The 13127-nt window shown below is 69.2% G+C and carries 13 protein-coding genes; 1 reads left to right on the forward strand and 12 read right to left on the reverse strand.

All coding sequences use genetic code 11. The annotated features are described in order from the left end of the window. From ACFQV6_RS43740 to ACFQV6_RS43795, 12 genes are all read right to left on the reverse strand, one after another. Window positions 1-870: Gfo/Idh/MocA family oxidoreductase (locus tag ACFQV6_RS43740; RefSeq protein ID WP_378033652.1), on the reverse strand; the 870-nt coding region annotated here is incomplete at its 3' end. Beyond that, a complete protein-coding gene (locus ACFQV6_RS43745) occupies window positions 867-1643 on the reverse strand; it encodes an ATP-binding cassette domain-containing protein (protein ID WP_378033653.1) in 777 nt (258 codons plus the stop codon). The genes ACFQV6_RS43745 and ACFQV6_RS43740, both read right to left, overlap by 4 nt. Further along, window positions 1628-2617, reverse strand: coding sequence for an ABC transporter permease (locus ACFQV6_RS43750; protein ID WP_378033654.1), 990 nt, complete (start codon window positions 2615-2617; stop codon window positions 1628-1630). The genes ACFQV6_RS43745 and ACFQV6_RS43750 overlap by 16 nt, the downstream gene beginning before the upstream one ends. Next, complete coding sequence (locus tag ACFQV6_RS43755) at window positions 2614-3564, reverse strand: sugar ABC transporter substrate-binding protein (protein WP_378033655.1); 951 nt, start codon at window positions 3562-3564, stop codon at window positions 2614-2616. Before ACFQV6_RS43755 ends, ACFQV6_RS43750 begins: the two co-directional genes overlap by 4 nt. Beyond that, complete coding sequence (locus tag ACFQV6_RS43760) at window positions 3561-4451, reverse strand: sugar phosphate isomerase/epimerase family protein (protein ID WP_378033656.1); 891 nt, start codon at window positions 4449-4451, stop codon at window positions 3561-3563. Before ACFQV6_RS43760 ends, ACFQV6_RS43755 begins: the two co-directional genes overlap by 4 nt. 68 nt (window positions 4452-4519) lie before the next feature. Next, window positions 4520-6397 carry a 3D-(3,5/4)-trihydroxycyclohexane-1,2-dione acylhydrolase (decyclizing) gene (gene iolD, locus ACFQV6_RS43765; protein WP_378033657.1) on the reverse strand — a complete coding sequence of 626 codons (1878 nt, stop codon included), beginning with the start codon at window positions 6395-6397 and terminating at the stop codon, window positions 4520-4522. Continuing rightward, a complete protein-coding gene (iolB, locus tag ACFQV6_RS43770; protein ID WP_378033658.1) occupies window positions 6394-7293 on the reverse strand; it encodes a 5-deoxy-glucuronate isomerase in 900 nt (299 codons plus the stop codon). The genes iolD and iolB overlap by 4 nt, the downstream gene beginning before the upstream one ends. After that, window positions 7290-8273, reverse strand: a complete 984-nt coding sequence (gene iolC / locus ACFQV6_RS43775; RefSeq protein ID WP_378033659.1) for a 5-dehydro-2-deoxygluconokinase — start codon at window positions 8271-8273, stop codon at window positions 7290-7292. The genes iolB and iolC overlap by 4 nt, the downstream gene beginning before the upstream one ends. A gap of 88 nt (window positions 8274-8361) precedes the next feature. Next, window positions 8362-8862, reverse strand: coding sequence for a hypothetical protein (locus ACFQV6_RS43780; protein WP_378033660.1), 501 nt, complete (start codon window positions 8860-8862; stop codon window positions 8362-8364). Between the two features lie 101 nt (window positions 8863-8963). After that, a complete protein-coding gene (locus ACFQV6_RS43785; RefSeq protein ID WP_378033661.1) occupies window positions 8964-9563 on the reverse strand; it encodes a GNAT family N-acetyltransferase in 600 nt (199 codons plus the stop codon). Next, window positions 9560-11068, reverse strand: coding sequence for an APC family permease (locus ACFQV6_RS43790; RefSeq protein WP_378033662.1), 1509 nt, complete (start codon window positions 11066-11068; stop codon window positions 9560-9562). Before ACFQV6_RS43790 ends, ACFQV6_RS43785 begins: the two co-directional genes overlap by 4 nt. Window positions 11069-11111: 43 nt before the next feature. Next, entirely contained in the window at window positions 11112-11762 is a 651-nt protein-coding gene (locus ACFQV6_RS43795; protein WP_378033663.1) for a GPP34 family phosphoprotein, read from the reverse strand. Window positions 11763-12183: 421 nt separating this feature from the next. Here ACFQV6_RS43795 and ACFQV6_RS43800 point away from each other — a divergent pair, with 421 nt between their 5' ends. After that, entirely contained in the window at window positions 12184-12945 is a 762-nt protein-coding gene (locus ACFQV6_RS43800) for a dioxygenase (protein ID WP_378033664.1), read from the forward strand. The last annotated feature ends 182 nt before the right edge of the window (window positions 12946-13127 follow it).

The raw sequence follows: 13127 nt of genomic DNA on the forward strand, positions 1-13127 counted from the left end.
CCCGGCCCGCACCGCCCCCACCCACTCCCGCAACTCCACGTCATAGGCAGCCCCGAACCGCTCCCGCCAATCCCCCGCAATCGGGCTGACCAGTCCACCAGCCCTGCGCACCGTCACCGCGCTCAGTTCACCGAGCGCAGCCGTACCCTCCTCGCCGAGGATCTCGCCGCGGATGTCGTAGCCGTACCGGGCGTTGACCGAGATCTCCACGTCGACGAGGATGCCGCCGGCCAGTTCGAGCAGGAGCAGCATCGGGTCGGGCAGGTCGCCGGCATTGGCGCTGGGGCGGGGGCGCAGGACGCGGACGGCGGCGACCTCGGTGCCGAACATCCAGCGGACCATGTCGATCTCGTGGACCGCGGTGTCGTTGATCATGTTGTCGGGCTGATAGAAAGCGGGCACACCGGCGTTGCGGTGGGCGCAGTGCATCATCAGCGGAGCGCCGATGGAGCCGCTGTCGAGTTCCTGTTTCAGTGCGCGGTAGGCGGCGTCGTACCGCCGCATGTAACCGACCTGGACGAGCCGGGCGCCGTGTGCCACCTCCGCCTCGACGATGCGCAAGCAGGCGGCGGGGGTGGTGGCCAGGGGTTTCTCGCAGAAGACGGGTTTGCCGGCGGCTAGGGCGGCCAGCACGTACTCCTCGTGGGTGCCGCCCCACGAGCAGACGAGCACCGCGTCCACCTCGGGATCGCCGGCCAGCCGCGCGCCGGGCACGACCAGGGCGCCCGCCGCCAGGGCCACCCGGGCGGCGGTCTCGCCGTCGACGTCGGCGACCGCGACGACTTTCACCCCGGACAGGACGGTGGTGAGCCGCCGGATGTGCTCCTGCCCGATCATCCCGGTGCCGACGACCCCGACGCGCAGGGTCATGGCCGGCCCAGGTCGCGGGAGAGCTGTTCCAACTCGTCGCCGCCGGCCATCTGCGCGGTCAGCTCCTCCAGGGTCACCGCGCCCCGCTGGGCGTCCATCACCATCGCGCCCAGCTTGAGGATCACGAAGTGGTCGCCGACCAGGAAGGCGTGGTGCGGGTTGTGGGTGATGAACACGACGCCGAGCCCGGCGTCCCGGGCGGCCGCCACGTATTTCAGCACCACACCGGACTGCTTCACGCCGAGGGCCGCCGTCGGCTCGTCGAGGATCAGCACGCGCGCTCCGAAGTAGACGGCCCGCGCGATCGCGACGCACTGCCGCTGGCCGCCGGAGAGGGTGCCGATCGGCTGGTTGATGTCGGCCACGGCGATGCCCATCTTGCGCAGTTCGGCGTCCGCGATCCGCCGCATCTCGCGGATCCGCAGGCCGGCCAGCGGATATCGCCCGGCGGTCAGTTCCGAGCCGAGGAAGAAGTTGCGCCACACCTCCATCAGCGGGACCACCGCGAGGTCCTGGTAGACGGTCGCGATGCCCAGGTTCAGGGCCTCGCGCGGTGAGGAGAAGACGGTGGGAACGCCGTCGACGAAGAACTCGCCGGACGTGTGCGGATGCAGGCCCGACATGATCTTGATGAGGGTGGACTTCCCGGCGCCGTTGTCGCCGAGCACGCAGGTCACCGAGCTCGCGCCGACGTCGAGGGAGACGTCGTGCAGGGCCCGGATCGGCCCGTAGTTCTTGCCGACACCGGCCAGCCGGATCACCGCGACCCCCACTTCCGCACGTACAGGTTGACCAGCACGGCGAGCAGCAGCATCACGCCGAGGAAGGCCCGGAACCAGTTCGGGTCCCATCCGGCGTAGACGATGCCGAGGCTGGTCATGCCGAAGATGAAGGCGCCGACCGCCACCCCGATGGCGTTGCCGTAGCCGCCGGTCAGCAGGGTGCCGCCGACCACCGCGGCGATGATGTAGAGGAACTCGTTGCCGACGCCGTTGCCCGCCTGGAGCGTGTTGAACCGGTACAGCGTGTGCATGCCGACGAACCAGCCGAGGAACGACACCGAGAGGAACAGCGCGATCTTGGTGCGCACCACCGGCACGCCGACGGCGCGAGCGCTCTCCGGCGCACCACCCACCGCGTAGATCCAGTTGCCGGGCCGGGTCCGTTGCAGGATCCAGGCCGCAAGACCCACGAACAAGATCCACCATAGTACGGTGATCCACACGGTCACCCCGCCGACCTCGAACGACGACGCGAATACCGCCTGAAGCATCGAATATCCGTCGATATTCGAAATGTCCGGTGACGACACCGACCCGGTGACCAGCTTCGTCACACCGAGATTGGCCCCCTGCAGCACGAAGAACGTCCCCAAGGTGATCAGAAACGACGGAATCCCGGTCCGCATCACCAGGAAACCGTTGAGAAACCCGATCCCGAGGCAGACCAGCAGGGACAGGACGGCCCCCACGAGAAGATGAACCCCCAGGTACCAGCAGAACAGCGAGTTCACAAGGCCGGCCGACGTCACGATCACCCCGGCCGACAGATCGAACTCACCCCCGATCATCAGCAGCCCCACGGCCACCGCGACGATCCCGATCGTCGACGACTGGTAGAGCACCGTGAAGAACGACCCGCCCGACCGGAACGCCGGCGCCACCACCAGGAAGAACACGAAGATCGCCGCCGCCGCCACCAGCGCGCCCAGCTCCGGGCGCGCCAGCAGCCGGACCGGACGGGTCACCGGGTGTTCTTCTCGGTGAACGGCAGGATCTTGTCGATGTTCGAGCTGTCCACGAAGGACGGCCCGGTCAGCACGGGACCGCCGCCTCCGAGGTCGTTCCCGTTCTTCAGGTAGAGGTAGAGCGATGTCACGGCCATGTAGCCCTGGGCGTACGGCTGCTGGTCGACAGCAAACTCGACCTTGCCGTCCTTGACGGCCTTGGCCATCTCCTGGTTGAGGTCGAAGGTGACCAGCTTGGCCGCGCTGCTCGCCTGCTCCTTCGCCTGGATCGCGTCGAGCGCGACCGGCGCACCCAGCGTGACCACGTAGTCGATGGTCTTGTCCTGGGACAGCTTCGCCTGCAGGGCGGACGTGACCGCCGCGTCGTCGGCACCGTTGACCTGCAAATTCTCGGTTCCCGCGACCTTGCTGCGGACACCGTCGCAGCGCGCTTCGAGGGACACCGAGCCCTGCTGGTGTATCACGCAGATCGGATGCTTGGCACCGGCCGCGGCGATCCGCTCGCCGATGCTCTGACCGGCAAGGGTCTCGTCGGACCCGAAGTACATCAGGGCGCCGAGGTCTTTGTACTGATCGATGCCGGCGTTCAGGCCGACCACCGGGATGCCCGCTGTGGTCGCCGCCTTGACCGAGCCGGCCAGGGCGTTCGGGGTGACGAGCGTGGTGGCGATGCCCTGCACCTTGGAGTCGACGGCGCCCTGGATCAGCACGGCCTGCTTGCCGGCGTCCGGGTCGTTGGAGTACTTCAGGTCGACGCCGGTGTCCGCTGCCGCCTGTTCCGCGCCGGCGCGCACCTTGTCCCAGAACGTGTCGCCGGGTGTCTCGTGGGTGACGAACGCGATCGTGTAACCGGTGGCCCCGGATTCCTCCGGTTCGTCGCGGCCACCCTCACTACAGGCGCCGAGGGTGGCCACCAGTACCAGGCCGAACAGCAGACGTCCTCTCATGCGAATTCTCCCAACGAAGTCAGATAGGTGTGGGTGCGCTGAGCGATCGGGAACGGGACGCCGAACTCGACCGGGTACATGTCCTGCTCCACGACGACGTGCAGGTCGGTGCCGAGCTCGGCGAGCGCGCGCAGGATGGGCGGCAGCGACGGCTCTCCGTCCGGTGCCGCGACGCTCACCCCCATCGCGACGGCCTGGCCGAAGGCCAGATCCTCGGCGGCGGCGCGGGCGGCGAGGGCCGGGTCCATCTGCTTGAGGTGTACGTATCCGACGCGCTCCGGATATTTGCGGATCAGTTCGAGCGGCGACGCCCGGCGGTAGGCCAGGTGACCGGTGTCCAGGCAGAGCGAGACGAACCGCGGATCGGTGTCGTCGAGGAACCGCTCCACCTGCTCCTGGGTCTCCACCTGGTAGTCGGCGTGCGGGTGGAAGTGGAGCCTGAGCCCGTACTCCTCGGACACCATCCGGCCCAGCGTGTTGGCGTTCTCGGACAGGGCCCGCCACTGGCCGGGACCGAGCTGGGCGGCCTCCAGGTAGCCGCCGGTGGCGTCGTCGCGGTAACCGGGTACCGGTACGAAGACGACGTTCGAGGAGCCGAGTGCGGCGGTCAGCTCGGCGACCCGGCGGGTCTCGGCCAGCGCGGCGGGCAGGTCCCGGTGCGGTCCGCCGACGCCGCCGACGGTGCCGCCGGCGCAGGCCAGCCCGCGGGTGGCGAGCTCGTCGGCCAGCCGGGACGGGTCGGGCGGGAGGTAGCCGTACGGGCCGAGTTCGAGCCATCGGTAGCCGGCTTCGGCGAGCTCGTCGAGGAACCGCGGCCAGGGTGTCTGGCGGGGATCGTCGGCGTACCAGACGCCCCACGAGTCGGGGCAGCTTCCCAGATGCAGCATCGCGGTCACCGGGCCATCGGGAAGTACGGCGACGCGGCGCCGTACCCCATGATCTTGATCTTGGCCATTCAGAGCCCTCCCGGTCGCAGGTGATGGCGCTGGTCGTTCTTACCGGCGAGGTATTCGATGCGCGCCTCGCCGGTGCTGTGCAACGTGGACACCTCGGCCACCGGAACGTCCCACCAGGACTCCGAACCCGGTGCCGGCGCGCGGGGGTCGGTCGCGATGTGCAGCACGGTGAGCCGGTCCGCCTCGCGCGCCCGTTTCAGCCCCTCGGCCAGGTCGGCGGCGCTGCGGCAGCGGATCACCGCGGCGCCCAGGCTCTCCGCGTTGGCCGCCAGGTCGACCGGCAGCGGGTCACCGTCGTAGTCGCCGCTGCGCGGATCACGGTAGCGGTAGGCGGTGCCGAACCGCTGCGAGCCGACCTGCTCCGACAGGTTCCCGATCGAGGCGAAGCCCTGGTTGTCGACGAGGACCACGATCAGCTTCACACCCTCGGCGACCGCGGTGACGATCTCCTGCGACATCATCAGGTAGGAACCGTCGCCGACCAGGGCGAACACCTCGCGGGACGGGTCGGCCATCTTGATACCGAGGGCACCGGCGATCTCGAAACCCATGCAGGAGTAGCCGTACTCGACGTGGTACTGCTTCGGATCCCGGGCCCGCCACAGCCGCTGGAGATCACCCGGGAGGCTGCCGGCCGCCTGCACCACCACATCGCGCGCTCCGCACGCTTCGTTCACCACCCCGATCACCTCGGCCTGGGTGGGCAGGTCACCCTCTTTTCTGCGGTACGCCTTCTCGACCGTTGCCTGCCATTTGGCGACATCCGCCGCGAAATCGCCGGTGAACCGCCGCCCGTGCAACGCCGGCAGCAGCGCGTTCAGCCCGGCGCGGGCATCACCGACGAGCGGCAGCGCGGACAGCTTGCCCGCGTCGAAAGCGGTCACGTTCAGGTTCACGAACCGCACGTCCGGGTGCTGGAAAGCGGTGTACGACGCGGTGGTGAAATCGCTGTACCGGGTACCGACGCCGATCACCACGTCGGCGTGCCGGGCCAACCGGTTGGCCACCGGGTTGCCGGTCGCGCCGACCCCGCCGACCGCGCTCGGATGGTCCCAGCTCAGCGCACCCTTGCCGGCCTGCGTGTCGGCGACCGGGATGCCGGTGGCGCGGGCGAACCGGTCCAGGGCGGCCGACGCCTCCGAGTAGACGGCACCGCCCCCGGCGATGATCAGCGGCCGGTGCGCACCCCGGATCACGGCGGCGGCCCGCTCCACCGCCAGCGGATCAGGCGCCGGCCGGGTCACGTGCCAGACCCGCTTCGCGAACAGCTCGTCGGGAAACTCGTACGCCTCCGCCTGCACGTCCTGCGGAAGACACAGCGTGACCGCCCCGGTCTCCGCCGGGTCCGTCAGCACCCGCATCGCGGACAGCAGCGCCGCGGGCAGCTGTTCCGGCCGCCACACCCGGTCGAAGAAGCTCGACAGGGGACGGAACGCGTCGTTGACCGTGACGTCGCCCGCCCGCCGGTCCTCCAGCTGCTGGAGCACCGGGTCGGCCACCCGGGTGGCGAACACGTCCGACGGCAGCAGCAGCACCGGCAGCCGGTTGACGGTGGCCAGGGCGGCACCGGTCAGCATGTTCGTCGAACCGGGCCCGATCGACGCCGTGCAGGCGAGCGTCGACAGCCGGTTGCTCATCCGGGCGAACCCGGCAGCCGTGTGCACCATCGCCTGCTCGTTGCGGGCGAGCCGGTACGGCAGGTCCGGTGCCCCGGTCCGGTGCGCCTGCAACAGCGCCTGACCGATACCGGCCACATTGCCGTGCCCGAAGATACCGAGGCAGCCGACCACCGTACGCTGCTCGATGCCGTCCCGCTCGGTCCACTGACTGGCCAGGAAGCGCACGACGGCCTGCGCGACGGTGAGCCGGTGCTTCACACTCGCCTCTTCTCTCGGACGGAGGTCAGCGGCAGCCGCGGATCGATCTCCTGATGCAGCCAGCGGCCGCGCACCCAGCCGTGCGCCGGGTCGTCGCGGACCAGCCACCGGCGCTCGCCGGGACCGGCCATCACGTTGAGGTAGTAGAGGTCGTAGCCGGGTGCGGCCATCGACGGGCCGTGCCAGCCGTACGGGATCAGCACCACGTCACCGGTGCGCACCTCGGCGCACACGTCGATCGGGCGGTCCTCGTGGCCGTACACCCGCTGGAAGCCGCAGCCGGGACCGCCGCCCGGCGAGCTCGCCACCTCGAAGTAGTAGATCTCCTCGAGGCAGCTCTCGTCCAGGTGGTCCTCGTCGTGCTTGTGCGGCGGGTACGACGACCAGTTCCCGCCCGGCGTCAGCACCTCGCAGGCGATCAGCCGGTCGGTCTCGAACGACTCCGGCGTGCAGAAATTGTTCACCTGCCGGCTGGCCTGCCCGGCGCCGCGCAACTCGACGGGCACGTCCTCGGCGGCGCCGTACCGGAACGGCAGCGTGTGCGCCGCCCGCGCCGCCGGCAGCGCGAACCGCCCGCCGTTGGGCGCCCGCAGGCTGACCGTGCTCTCGCGCGGCAGATAGGCGAAGTCGGTCACCCGGGTGAAGACCGACCGCCGCCCGGTCAGCGTCAGCCGCTCGTCGTCACAGGCCACGTCGCACCCGCCGGAGAGCGGCAGCACCAGCATCTCGCTGCCGCCGGTGACGAACCTGACCCGGCCGCCCACCGGCAGCTGCACCACCTTCAGGCCGCTGTAGTGCCAGCCCGCGTTCTCCGGGGAGATCTCGACGTCGAACGGCTTCTCCGCGGAGCTGCCGCGGGGCACGAGCGGGTTGACCCGCCGGTAACCGTCAGTCATGCGCCACCGCCCTCAGTTCGCCCTCCGTGACCGCCGGCCATCGCCCTGACCTCGTCCTCGGTGGGCATCGCGTCCGAGCAGGAGAGCCGCGAGGCGACGATGGCTCCGGCGACGCCGGCGAAGCGCATCACCGCCTCGAGGGTCCATCCGGCCAGCAGGCCGTGGCACAGGGCGCCACCGAACGCGTCGCCCGCACCCAGCCCGTTGATCGTCTCCACCGGGAAGGGCGCGACCGTGACCTGCTCTTGCTTATCCGGCGCTTCTCTTCTCGACGCGTAAACACCTGCCGGGCCCTGCTTGATCACCGCGAGCTCGGCGCCGGCTTCGTGCAGGGCCAGGGCCGCTTCGCGGGGATCCGGTACGCCTACCGCTGTCTCGACCTCGTCAAGGTTCCCGACGACCACCGTGGCCAGCGGAAGTGCCTCGGCATACCAGCGGCGGGCCTCCTCGCGCGACTCCCAGAACATCGGCCGGTAGTCGAGGTCGAAGACGGTGAACCCGGCCCGGCCCCGCGCCCTCAACGCGGCGAGGGTGGCGGAGCGCGACGGCTCCGCGCTCAGCCCGGTGCCGGTGATCCAGAAGACGCCGGCTCCCCTGATCGCCGCGAGGTCCAGTTCGGACTCGTAGATCTCCAGGTCGGGTGCCTTCGGATAGCGGTAGAACCAGAGCGGGAAGTGGTCCGGCGGGAAGATCTCACAGAAGGTGATCGGCGTGGGGAGGCCGGGGACCGGTGTGACGTACCTGTCGTCCACACCGAACTCCCGCAGCGCCTCGTGCAGATAGACGCCGAACGGATCGTTCCCGGTCCGGGTGATGATCGCGGTACGCCGGCCGTAGCGGGCCGCGGCGACGGCCACGTTCGCCGCGCTGCCACCGAGGAACTTGGCGAACGTCCGGACCTGCGGGAGCGGGACACCGACCTGCTCCGGGTAGAGGTCCACACCGATCCGCCCCATCGTCAGCACCTCGTCCAGGGGCATGCGCGGTCCCTCCGCCGTTGTCACCCAGCGGTAACGGACCGGCGACGCTGGGTTCGGACCTGGTGTCGATGTAATTACGTGGCCGCTGTCACGTCAATACCTCGGCGGGAGCCGGTACGGCGAGATCGGCCAGCATCGCATCGACGAACGCCACGAACGAGGCGGGGTACATCGGGCGAGCGACAGCCCAGCCCACCTGGAATTCGGGCATCGCCAGATCCAGGGCGATGACGTTCACCCAGGCGGCCCAGTACTCGTCACTCAGCACACCATCGCGGTGGGCGCTGAACTTCCGCTGGTGGCCGTTCAGCCGGATCAAGACGTAGAGGTACCGCTTCGCCTCCTCGTCGTCCCGAACCGTGAAGCCCCGGCTCTCGACGTGCCAGCGCATCATTGCCGGATCATCCTTGAGCAGCACCCCGGCGAACTCACCCTGACGACTGACCAGCGCGATGTGCATGCTTCGCTCGAGCGCGGCCGTCGCGGCCCGGGCCTGACGCCCGGCATGGCGCATCTGCAGGAAACTCAACAGCAACGCGGCCAGCACCGCGAGGAACGTCAGGAACTGAAGAACATCAACGGTACGCAACGTAGCGCTCCCAACACTGTCGGCGACATCGAACTCGACTGTAGAGGGAGCGAGAAAGGGGCACGAGCCTCAGCCCGTGCCCCTTACCGATCAGTCCGGCGTCAGGCCTTACGCCACATCCGGTAGAACGGGGTGCCGTCCGGGAGATAGATCTCGAACGGGTCCATGGGCTCGTAGCCGTACCGGCGGTAGAGCCGCACGTTGTTCTCGTTGGTGGCCTCGAGGTAGGCCGGGACTCCGGCCGTCTCGAGCTCGTCGTGCGTACGCTTCATCAGCGCACCACCCAGGCCGTGGCCCTGCTCCGACGGGCGGACCGCGAGGAACTGGAGGTGCCAGTGCGCCTCGGCGGGGTGGTTCTTCTCGAAGAGCTCACCCAGTGCCGCGAACCGCTCGATGTGCTCGCCGGCGAGCGCGGTGAGACGGTCCATGTAGTCGTCGGGCAGCACGAGCTCGTTGACCCGGTCGAACCACACGGCGGCGGCCGCGTAGCCACCATCCGGGTGGTCGATGACCTCGACCTTGCCGTACCGGAAAGCAGTCTCGGTCTCCAGGGCGAAGAACTCGCCCATCACCCGTTCACGGTCTTCCGGCACCGGCACCAGGTAGGCGTCGGCGGCCAGGTCGTCGAACGAGTTCGAGATCATCGCGCCGATCGCCGGGATCTCGTCCTCGCGGGCCGGGCGGACCACGAAGCCGGTCATCGGGGACCGTCCGATTCGTTCAGGGCGGCGGCGAAGCCACCCGTGGTGGTGGCGCTGCGGGCGCCCAGGCCGATGCCGGCGTAGATCTGCGGGCGGGAGCTGCGCAGGATGTACGCCCAGAGCATGCCGCCCAGACCCAGCACCAGGAACGACAACGGCACCACGATGGCCGGCGTGCTGCCCGGCTCCACACCGAGCAGACCGGCGATGTTGTCGATCGCCAGGTACGACATCACCAGCAGCGCGACGGCGCTGATGACCGGGGCGATGATCCGGTGCAGGACGTCCTCGTCGTGCGCGTTGCGCGCGAAGTAGCCGATGACCGCGAACGAGGTGATCGTGACCAGCAGCAGGACGCCGAGGCCGCCGCCGGTGCCGCCCCAGAAGAACAGCTGGACCAGCGGGTCCCAGCCGAAGATCGCGTAGGCCACGATCACGACGAGGCCGAGGATCGACTGGGCGATCGAGCCGTTCTTCGGCGCGCCGGTGCCCGGCACGGTACGGCCGAAGGTACGCGGGATCACGCCTTCGCGGCCGAGCGAGAACATGTACCGCGAGATGATGTTGTGGAACGAGATCATCGCGGCGATCAGCGAGGTCAGGAACAGGATGTGGCCCAGGTGCAGGGCCGCGTTGCCGAGCGGGACGGCAGCCAGGTTGAAGAAGAGCTCCGGGCCCTCCTCGGTGGCGCGCTGCACGACGTTGTCGCCGGCCGCGGAGATCATCGCCCAGGAGGCGAACGCGTACACGACGGCGATCAGGGCGACGGCGATGTAGGTGGCGCGGGGAACCGTACGGCGGGGGTCGCGGGACTCCTCGCTGAACACCACCGACTGCTCGAAGCCGACGAAGCCGGTGACCGCCATGACCAGCAGCGCACCGGAGCCGGCACCGACCAGGGTGCCCGGGTCGAGAGCCGCGGTGGAGGGCTCGAAGCCGTCCGTGAAGATCTCGGCGAACGCGAACACCAGGGTCAGGGCGATCTCGGCGACCAGCAGGGTGGCCAGCACCTTGCCGTTGACGGCGACGTCACGCACGCCGAGGACCGCGACCATGGCCCAGGCGACCAGGGCGATGATCCACCACTGCAGGTCGAGGCCGAACCAGTCGAGGAACAGCGGCTGGGCGATGGCGCCGAAGCCACCGTACGAGGCGACCTGGAACATGTTGTAGGACAGCAGCGCGACCCAGGAGCCGCCGACGCCGAACGGCCGGCCGAGACCCTGCGAGATGTACGCGTAGAACGCGCCGGCGTTGGCGATGTGCCGCGCCATGGCGACGTAGCCGACCGAGAAGATGGCCAGCACCAGGGCGACGGCGAGGAAGGCGATCGCGATGCCGGTCAGCCCGGTCACCGCCAGACCGGTGGGCACCACGCCGGCGACCACGGTCAGCGGCGCGGCCGCCGACATCATGAAGAAGACGATCGAGGCTACGCCGAGCCGGTCGCGAGCCAACGCGTCGGAGAGCTGACTTCCGGGGGGTTTGGTGGCGGTCGAGGACACGCGGTCTCCAGATTATTCAAAAGGGGTGGGTTAATTTGTCAGCTCAGGCGCGGCGGGCCATGACGGCGTCTCCGACGGCCGCCTCACCGTGGGCGACGAGCTGCTGCAACATGACGGGGAAGAGCCTGCGGAACTGGTCGAACAGACCGGCCCGGTCGCGGGCGTTGAGCGTGGCCAGCACGTGCTGGTCCAGCCCGGTCGCCAGGATCAGACCGGCGAGCAGCAGGTCGGCCACGTCGAGATGCTCGTCGCGGGAGACCTTGGTGCGGATGCGGGTGGCGGGCCAGCCGGCCGTCATCGAGTCCGACGGTACGAAGGAGACCTTCGTACTGAGCAGACCGCGCTTCTCCACCCGCTTGATCAGCCCGGCACGCGCGAGGCGGCGCTCGACCAGGTCGGTTGCGATACCGGTGGAGAGGTACGAGAGCCAGGGGCGAACGCCGTGCTGGCCTGCCTCACGGCGCAACTGCTCGAGCACGGCTGTCGTCGCGGCGTCGCCGGTCGGCCGTTCGTCGATGACTATCAGCTCGGTCTCGACGAGGTCGACGCGCCGCCACAACATCAGCTCACCGAGGAGAGCCGCGCCGAGCCCCAGACCGAGTGTGGCCGGGGACAGCAGGGACTTACCTCGGATCGTGTCGTGAGCAGTGAGATAAAGATCGTCCGCGGGCGGTAGCTGCGGCGGCGACGCCACTCCCGTTTCTCCTTTCGACGCCTGGGAAAGATGCCCGCGAGTTCACCGAACGTAACTAAGGTGACGTACCACGAAGCAATTACGTAGCGCTCCCCCCGGCGCGACCGGCAGTAGCCTGCCAGGTCGGGCGCCCTCGCGCAACGTCCAGATGCGACAAATGTCGATTCCACAGTAGGCGTTGTTGATCACATCACTGTTCTGCGAATTTGAGCGTGGATCGATAAAGCCGATCACGATATCAGCGCGTCACGATATTCAGCTATGCACAAATATCGAAGTCACACTTATACCTGCTCATCGTGGGCGCGCAGCGTCACTTCACCGCTGCAATTGTCACTCTGTGTGATTACTTGCCGAATCAACTAAATCGGCGTAGTGTTGGTCGCAAATAGTTGAAGCTTCAATGGAGGTACCCGTGCGGATGCCAGCGCTCTTCCTCAGTCACGGCGCCCCGCCGCTGGTCGACGACCCCACCTGGGTGGCTCAGCTGCGCGACCTCGCCGCCTCCCTGCCCCGCCCGCGCGCCATCCTGGTCGCCTCGGCGCACTGGGAGTCGGCCCCGCTGATGCTCGGCGCCACCGAGACCGTCCCCCTGGTCTACGACTTCGGCGGCTTCCCTCCGCGCTACTACCAGGTGCAGTACCCGGCCCCCGGCGCCCCGATCCTCGCCGACCAGGTCGCCGCCCTGATGCCCGACAGTGAGACCGTCGCCCGCACCACCCGCGGACTTGATCACGGAGCGTATGTGCCGCTCACCGTGATGTACCCCGAGGCCGACATCCCGGTCCTGCAGATGTCACTGCCCACCCTCGAACCCGGCCGTCTGCTCGACCTCGGCGCCCGCCTCGCCCCACTCCGCGACGAGGGCGTCCTGATCATCGGCTCCGGCTTCACCACCCACGGCCTGCCGTTCCTGCGCGACTGGCGCCCTGAGGCCGACGCACCCGGCTGGTCCCGCGAATTCGACGCCTGGACCGCCGAGGCCCTCTCCCGCGGCGCCGTCGACGAACTCGCCGACTTCCGCTCCCGCGCCCCCGGCATGCCCTACGCCCACCCCACCATCGAACACTTCGCCCCGATGTTCCTCACTCTCGGCGCGTCGGGCACTCCCGAGGCCGCCCCCGCCCAGCCCATCGACGGCTTCTGGATGGGCCTCGCCAAGCGCTCCTTCCAAACCACCTGACCCCTCCCCCTTCCTCCCCCCTTCCTCCCCCCTTCCTTCCTCCCTTCCTTCCTCCCCTCCCTTCCCCGCCGGCTCCGCCGCACCCGCTCCGCCACCGCCACCTCCGCCGTGACACCCGCCGCGCCCCACCTCCCAGCCGTGACACCCGCCGCGCCCCACCTCCCAGCCGTGACACCCGCCGC

This window comes from Actinoplanes sp. GCM10030250 (assembly GCF_042666575.1).
In the GTDB taxonomy this organism is placed as follows: domain Bacteria; phylum Actinomycetota; class Actinomycetes; order Mycobacteriales; family Micromonosporaceae; genus Actinoplanes.

Bases quoted from the DNA above. Each gene is read 5' to 3' on its own strand.
- ACFQV6_RS43800 (WP_378033664.1), top strand. From the start codon at position 12,184: ATGCCAGCGCTCTTCCTCAGTCACGGCGCCCCGCCGCTGGTCGACGAC.
- iolC (WP_378033659.1), bottom strand. From the start codon at position 8,273: ATGCCCCTGGACGAGGTGCTGACGATGGGGCGGATCGGTGTGGACCTC.
- ACFQV6_RS43785 (WP_378033661.1), bottom strand. From the start codon at position 9,563: ATGACCGGCTTCGTGGTCCGCCCGGCCCGCGAGGACGAGATCCCGGCG.
- ACFQV6_RS43760 (WP_378033656.1), bottom strand. From the start codon at position 4,451: ATGCTGCATCTGGGAAGCTGCCCCGACTCGTGGGGCGTCTGGTACGCC.
- iolB (WP_378033658.1), bottom strand. From the start codon at position 7,293: ATGACTGACGGTTACCGGCGGGTCAACCCGCTCGTGCCCCGCGGCAGC.
- ACFQV6_RS43755 (WP_378033655.1), bottom strand. From the start codon at position 3,564: ATGAGAGGACGTCTGCTGTTCGGCCTGGTACTGGTGGCCACCCTCGGC.